The organism is Pseudomonas viridiflava (assembly GCF_900602065.1).
Classification (GTDB): Bacteria; Pseudomonadota; Gammaproteobacteria; order Pseudomonadales; family Pseudomonadaceae; genus Aquipseudomonas.
The window spans coordinates 1-317 of record NZ_UWFN01000220.1 but is presented as its reverse complement, the minus strand read 5'-3'; the positions used below and the strand labels follow the sequence as shown (position 1 = coordinate 317).

At 62.1% G+C, this 317-nt stretch carries 1 protein-coding gene; it reads right to left on the bottom strand.

What is annotated here, in order from left to right:
• On the bottom strand, positions 1-223 hold a 223-nt coding region (locus EE949_RS12925; protein ID WP_122664654.1), incomplete at its 3' end, for a DUF3392 family protein.
• Positions 224-317: the final 94 nt, after the last annotated feature.

The following is a 317-nucleotide window of genomic DNA, read 5'->3' as shown; positions in this document are numbered from 1 at the left end:
GGGTGGCGTAGATCAGGGCCAGGCCGCTGCCGACGGTGCACAGCAGGGCCATGATCGGGATGCGCAAGGCGCCTGCCATGCCGCCCACGCGCTGTTCCAGCCAGCCTTTGACATCCGAGCCGAACAGCACCAGCAGGCAGCCCACCAGCGCGAGAGCGATTTCTGAAAGGTTGCTGCGACTCCAGCGTGACACGGTGGCGAGCAGATCGAGTACGAGATCCATGCAGGGTCCTTAGATCAGAAAGTATTGCAACAAGTCATTGAGGAAAAGCTGGCCTTGCGGCGTCGCTGCCAGGCGTGTCGGATCGGTCTGCAAC